This is a genomic window from Pararhodobacter sp. (assembly GCF_034676075.1).
Taxonomy (GTDB): Bacteria; Pseudomonadota; Alphaproteobacteria; order Rhodobacterales; family Rhodobacteraceae; genus Pararhodobacter.
On sequence record NZ_JAUCCQ010000198.1, the window covers coordinates 1 to 4,210 of the forward strand.

The window sequence follows — 4,210 nt, forward strand, 5'->3', positions numbered from 1 at the left end:
CGCTGGTCATGCGCCGGGCAGCCGAAGATGGCGCCGGTGCCGTAATCCATCAGGATGAAGTTCGCGACCCAGACGGGCAGTTCCCAATCGGGATCGAACGGGTGCTTCACCGTGAGGCCGGTGTCGAAGCCCTTCTTCTCGGCGGTTTCCAGTTCCTCGGCCGTGGTGCCGCCCTTGGCGCATTCCTCGCGGAAGGCCTGCAGCGCGGGATTGGCCGCCGCCAGCTCCTTGGCCAGCGGGTGGTCGGGCGAGATGCCGACGAAGCTCGCGCCCATCAGCGTGTCGGGGCGGGTGGTATAGACCTCGATCTGGCCCTTGCCGTCGGTCCGGTCAAAGGCGAATTGCAGCCCGCGCGACTTGCCGATCCAGTTGGCCTGCATCAGGCGCACCTTTTCCGGCCAGTCCTTCAGCCCGTCGATGGCGTCGAGCAGCTCCTCGGAATAATCGGAGATCTTGAAGAACCACTGCGTCAGCTCGCGGCGCTCGACCTCGGCGCCCGAGCGCCAGCCCTTGCCGTCGATGACCTGCTCGTTGGCCAGAACCGTCATGTCGACGGGGTCCCAGTTCACCACCGCGTTCTTGCGATAGACGAGGCCCGCCTTCAGCATGTCCAGGAACAGCGCCTGCTGCTGGCCGTAATATTCCGGGTCACAGGTGGCGAATTCGCGCGACCAGTCGATCGACAGGCCCAGGGGCTTCATCTGCCCCTTCATCACCTTGATGTTGTTGTAGGTCCAGGTGCCCGGATGCCCGCCCTCGGCCATGGCTGCGTTTTCCGCCGGCATGCCGAAGGCGTCCCAGCCCATCGGGTGCAGCACGCTGAAGCCCTGCGCCTTCTTGTAGCGCGCCACCACGTCGCCCATCGTGTAGTTGCGCACATGCCCGATATGGATGCGCCCCGAGGGATAGGGGAACATCTCCAGCACGTAATATTTCGGGCGCGCCGGGTCGGCCTTGGCGGCGAAGCAGCCCTCGGCATCCCAGGCGGCTTGCCAGCGGGGCTCGATCTCTTGCGGCGAATAGCGGGCGTCAGCGGACATGCGCGTTTCCTGAAATGAAAAGGCCGGGCTTTCGGGGCCCGGCCGTGTCTTACTCTGCTGCGGGCGGGGATTCCAGCCCGCCGAATCGGTCCGGGCCTGTGGGATCAGAGCCCAAGCTCGCGGATGCGGATCTGCCGGGCGCGGGTCAGGATGGCGTTCTCCACCGCGCGCACCGTCTCGGCGCTGGCCGGGCCATTGCGGGTCATCAGCGCCACGTTGAGCGAGCGCGCGTCGAGCGCGGCATCGGTCACGGCGATGGTGGCGCGATAGGGGCGCCCGCCGCCGGGCGGGGTGCCAAAGCCGGTGGTGATCACGCCCGAGAAGGGATCGACCTGCTCGACCGGCAGGAAATCCAGCGTCTCAAGCGCGGCGGTCCAGATATAGCGGTTCACCGTCAGGACGGTCGAGGGATCCTCGCGATTCGAAAAGAGGTTCCAGATCGAATCCGTGGTGCCGGTCTCGGTCTGGCGCTGCCTGAGGGATTCGCGCTCTGCCGCTGCGCGGTCGCCCGAGTTGTCGCCGCCGAACAGCCCGCCGCCGCCGCAGCCAGCCAGCGCTCCGGCCATGCCCAGCGCCAGCAGCGACCGTCGTGTCACCCGTGTTTCCACCATCCGTCGCTCCTGATCCTCGCGCGGTCTTTCTGAACGGCGGGCCCCTTGTTGCCCGGCGTCCGGTCGCGCCGTGTCTAGCCGAGCGGCGCGATCCGAACAAGCGCTTTGCACCCCGGGGCCGCTGGCGGGACATCCGTTCGGCGCGTCTGCGCCCGCGCGCGCGTAAGGCGCGCGTCAGATCGGGGCGATTTCGGGGCGCTTCGGGGGGTCGTGGCAAATCTGCACCACAAAACGGCAGAGTTTGGGCGGCCGAGGCGGTGAACTTGCATTGAGCCAACGAAAAAACGAAACAGAGCAAGACCCAGCTTGTTGGCAAGGTGGGCAAGATTTTACGTCAACGAGGGAAACCATGAAAAAGCTTCTTCTTGCTACGACCGCCCTGGCCCTGTCGGCTGGTCTGGCCCACGCTCAAGGCGTGACCATCAACGGTAACGGCCGTATGGGTCTCGTCTACACCCGTACCGCTGCTGGCGTTTCGACCACCGTGATGGAAAACCGTCTGCGTCTGCAGTTCAACGTCGCGATCGAAGCCGACCACGGCCTGACCTTCGGCGCCTTCGTCCGTACCCAGTCGGGCATGAACAACGGCCTGGCCTACGCCGGCGCGCTGGCTTCGTCGCGCGTTTGGGTCGAATCGAACGGCCTGCGCCTGACCTTCGGCAACCAGGACGGTGCGATCCAGACCCGCCTCGTCGGCGCTCAGACCGTTGGCTACACCGGCGGCACCTTCAACGGCAGCTCGGCCGGCATGTTCTCGATCCCGCAAGGTCAGGCCTCGAACGGCAACCCGCTGCTGCCCGGTACGCCCGGCCCGAACCAGCGCGTCGCGGTTGCTTATGAAGCCAACGGCTACTACGTGCACGTGTCGCATGACCGCTCGATGGGCGCCATCTCGGCCGCGACCGAAATCGCCGTCGGCGGCACCTTCGGCCAGTTCAGCGTGATGCTGGGCCACGCCACTCGCACCGGCTATGGCGTCTACGCCCCTGACAGCGACGTCACCACCCTCGCCGGCGCCTACAACGGCGGCAGCTGGGGCGTGAGCGCGATCGTTGCCCGCCTCGGCGCTGGCGTTAACCCGGTCACGGGCGCCAACACCAACTGGCTGATCGGCGGTAACGTCGCTCTGGGCGGCGGCACCCTGAACGGTTACGTCGGTCGCAGCTACGACAACGACCCGGCGACCAACGACAACACCTACGGCCTCGGCTACTCGTACGGCCTGGGTGGCGGTGCCCGCGTTGCTGCTGGCATTGAGCGCACCAACGACGCGACCCGCGCCGAAGTCGGCGTTGCGTTCAACTTCTGATACGGTTCCTACCGGATCGGCAAAGAGCGGGCTCAGGCCCGCTCTTTGTTTTTTCTGGCCAGGCCCTCCAGGTTTCCGGGGCCGTGAAGTGCGGTTTTCGCTGGCTCGGCAAGACTCCGCCCATCACGGCCGCGTGCCTTCCGGGCCGGGTCCCGGTGTGATAGCGTTTTCAAAACAAACGCGATTTCACTGATGAAACCCTCTTTCTCCGGCCTCCTGTCCGCGCTTTTGCCTCTGGCCCTTTCGGCGCCTGCGCTGGCTGATGTCTCGCATTCGATTCAGGGGCGTTTCGGCGTCGCCTATACGCAGGGTCCGGGGGCGACCCGGGGACAGGCCGAGCCGCTGTTTGAAGGGCGGTACACGACGACCTTCGACCACCAGGCTGACAACGGGATGCGCTTTCGGTTCGAGCTGGGCGTGATGTTCGGCAATCTCGATCCCGACCGCCGCCCCCTCCCGGCCCACGAATCGCGTGCCAGTGCCGTCGACCGGCGGAACTGACTTTCCTTTTCCGGCCTGCTGTGGCTTTTTCGGCCCGAACCGCCCGTTCATCCTGGCGCGGAGGAGGTAAGGCCATGTCCCTGCAATCCATCACCGAACGGCTCCACGCTGCCGAAAGGCGCGCCGGGCGCACGCCGGGATCGGTGACGCTGATCGCCGTGTCCAAGGTGCAACCGGCCGACCGGGTCGAGGCGGTGCTGGCGGCCGGTCAGCGGATCTTCGGCGAGAATCGGGTGCAGGAGGCGCAGGGCCGCTGGCCGGATTTCCAGTCTCGCTACGAGGGGATCTCGTTGCATCTGATCGGGCCCTTGCAATCCAACAAGGCCCGGGCGGCGATGGGCATGTTCGACGCGATCCATTCCGTGGACCGGGTGAAACTGGCCGAGACGCTGGCGCGCCTCGCCGACGAGATCGGCCGCTGCCCCGAGCTTTTCCTGCAGGTCAACACCGGCGAAGAACCGCAGAAAGCGGGCGTGCTGCCCGCCGAGGCCGACGCGCTGGTCGCCCGGTGCCGCGCCCTGTCGCTGCCGGTGACGGGGCTGATGTGCATCCCCCCGGCCGAGGAAGACCCGGCGCCGCATTTCCGCCTGCTGGGCGAGATCGCCGGGCGCAACGGGCTGAGCGGCCTGTCGATGGGCATGTCCGAGGATTTCGAGACGGCGGTGGCGCTGGGGGCCACGCATGTGCGCGTGGGGTCGGCGATTTTCGGCACGCGGGTCGCGCCGGTCTGAGGGCCGCAAGGGGCGCGG

5 protein-coding genes are annotated in these 4,210 nt (G+C 66.9%); 3 read left to right on the forward strand and 2 right to left on the reverse strand.

Annotation, left to right across the window (positions count from 1 at the left end):
* Positions 1-1,040 (reverse strand): class I tRNA ligase family protein (locus VDQ18_RS22985; RefSeq protein ID WP_323023183.1); only part of this gene is annotated, 1,040 nt, incomplete at its 3' end.
* A 104-nt stretch (positions 1,041-1,144) separates the two neighbouring features.
* Positions 1,145-1,606 (reverse strand): DUF3576 domain-containing protein, encoded by a 462-nt coding sequence (locus VDQ18_RS22990; protein ID WP_416235144.1) that lies wholly within the window; start codon positions 1,604-1,606, stop codon positions 1,145-1,147.
* A 394-nt stretch (positions 1,607-2,000) separates the two neighbouring features.
* Here VDQ18_RS22990 and VDQ18_RS22995 point away from each other — a divergent pair, with 394 nt between their 5' ends.
* The 3 genes from VDQ18_RS22995 to VDQ18_RS23005 all read left to right on the forward strand — a co-directional run bounded on the left by VDQ18_RS22995 (position 2,001) and on the right by VDQ18_RS23005 (position 4,192).
* Complete coding sequence (locus VDQ18_RS22995; protein ID WP_323023184.1) at positions 2,001-2,960, forward strand: porin; 960 nt, start codon at positions 2,001-2,003, stop codon at positions 2,958-2,960.
* A gap of 192 nt (positions 2,961-3,152) precedes the next feature.
* Entirely contained in the window at positions 3,153-3,461 is a 309-nt protein-coding gene (locus tag VDQ18_RS23000; protein WP_323023185.1) for a hypothetical protein, read from the forward strand.
* 74 nt (positions 3,462-3,535) lie between these two features.
* Entirely contained in the window at positions 3,536-4,192 is a 657-nt protein-coding gene (locus VDQ18_RS23005) for a YggS family pyridoxal phosphate-dependent enzyme (RefSeq protein ID WP_323023186.1), read from the forward strand.
* Positions 4,193-4,210 lie beyond the last annotated feature (18 nt).

Coding starts and splice junctions, on each gene's coding strand:
- VDQ18_RS22990 (WP_416235144.1), bottom strand. CDS start 1,606: ATGGCCGGAGCGCTGGCTGGCTGCGGCGGCGGCGGGCTGTTCGGCGGC.
- VDQ18_RS22995 (WP_323023184.1), top strand. CDS start 2,001: ATGAAAAAGCTTCTTCTTGCTACGACCGCCCTGGCCCTGTCGGCTGGT.
- VDQ18_RS23000 (WP_323023185.1), top strand. CDS start 3,153: ATGAAACCCTCTTTCTCCGGCCTCCTGTCCGCGCTTTTGCCTCTGGCC.
- VDQ18_RS23005 (WP_323023186.1), top strand. CDS start 3,536: ATGTCCCTGCAATCCATCACCGAACGGCTCCACGCTGCCGAAAGGCGC.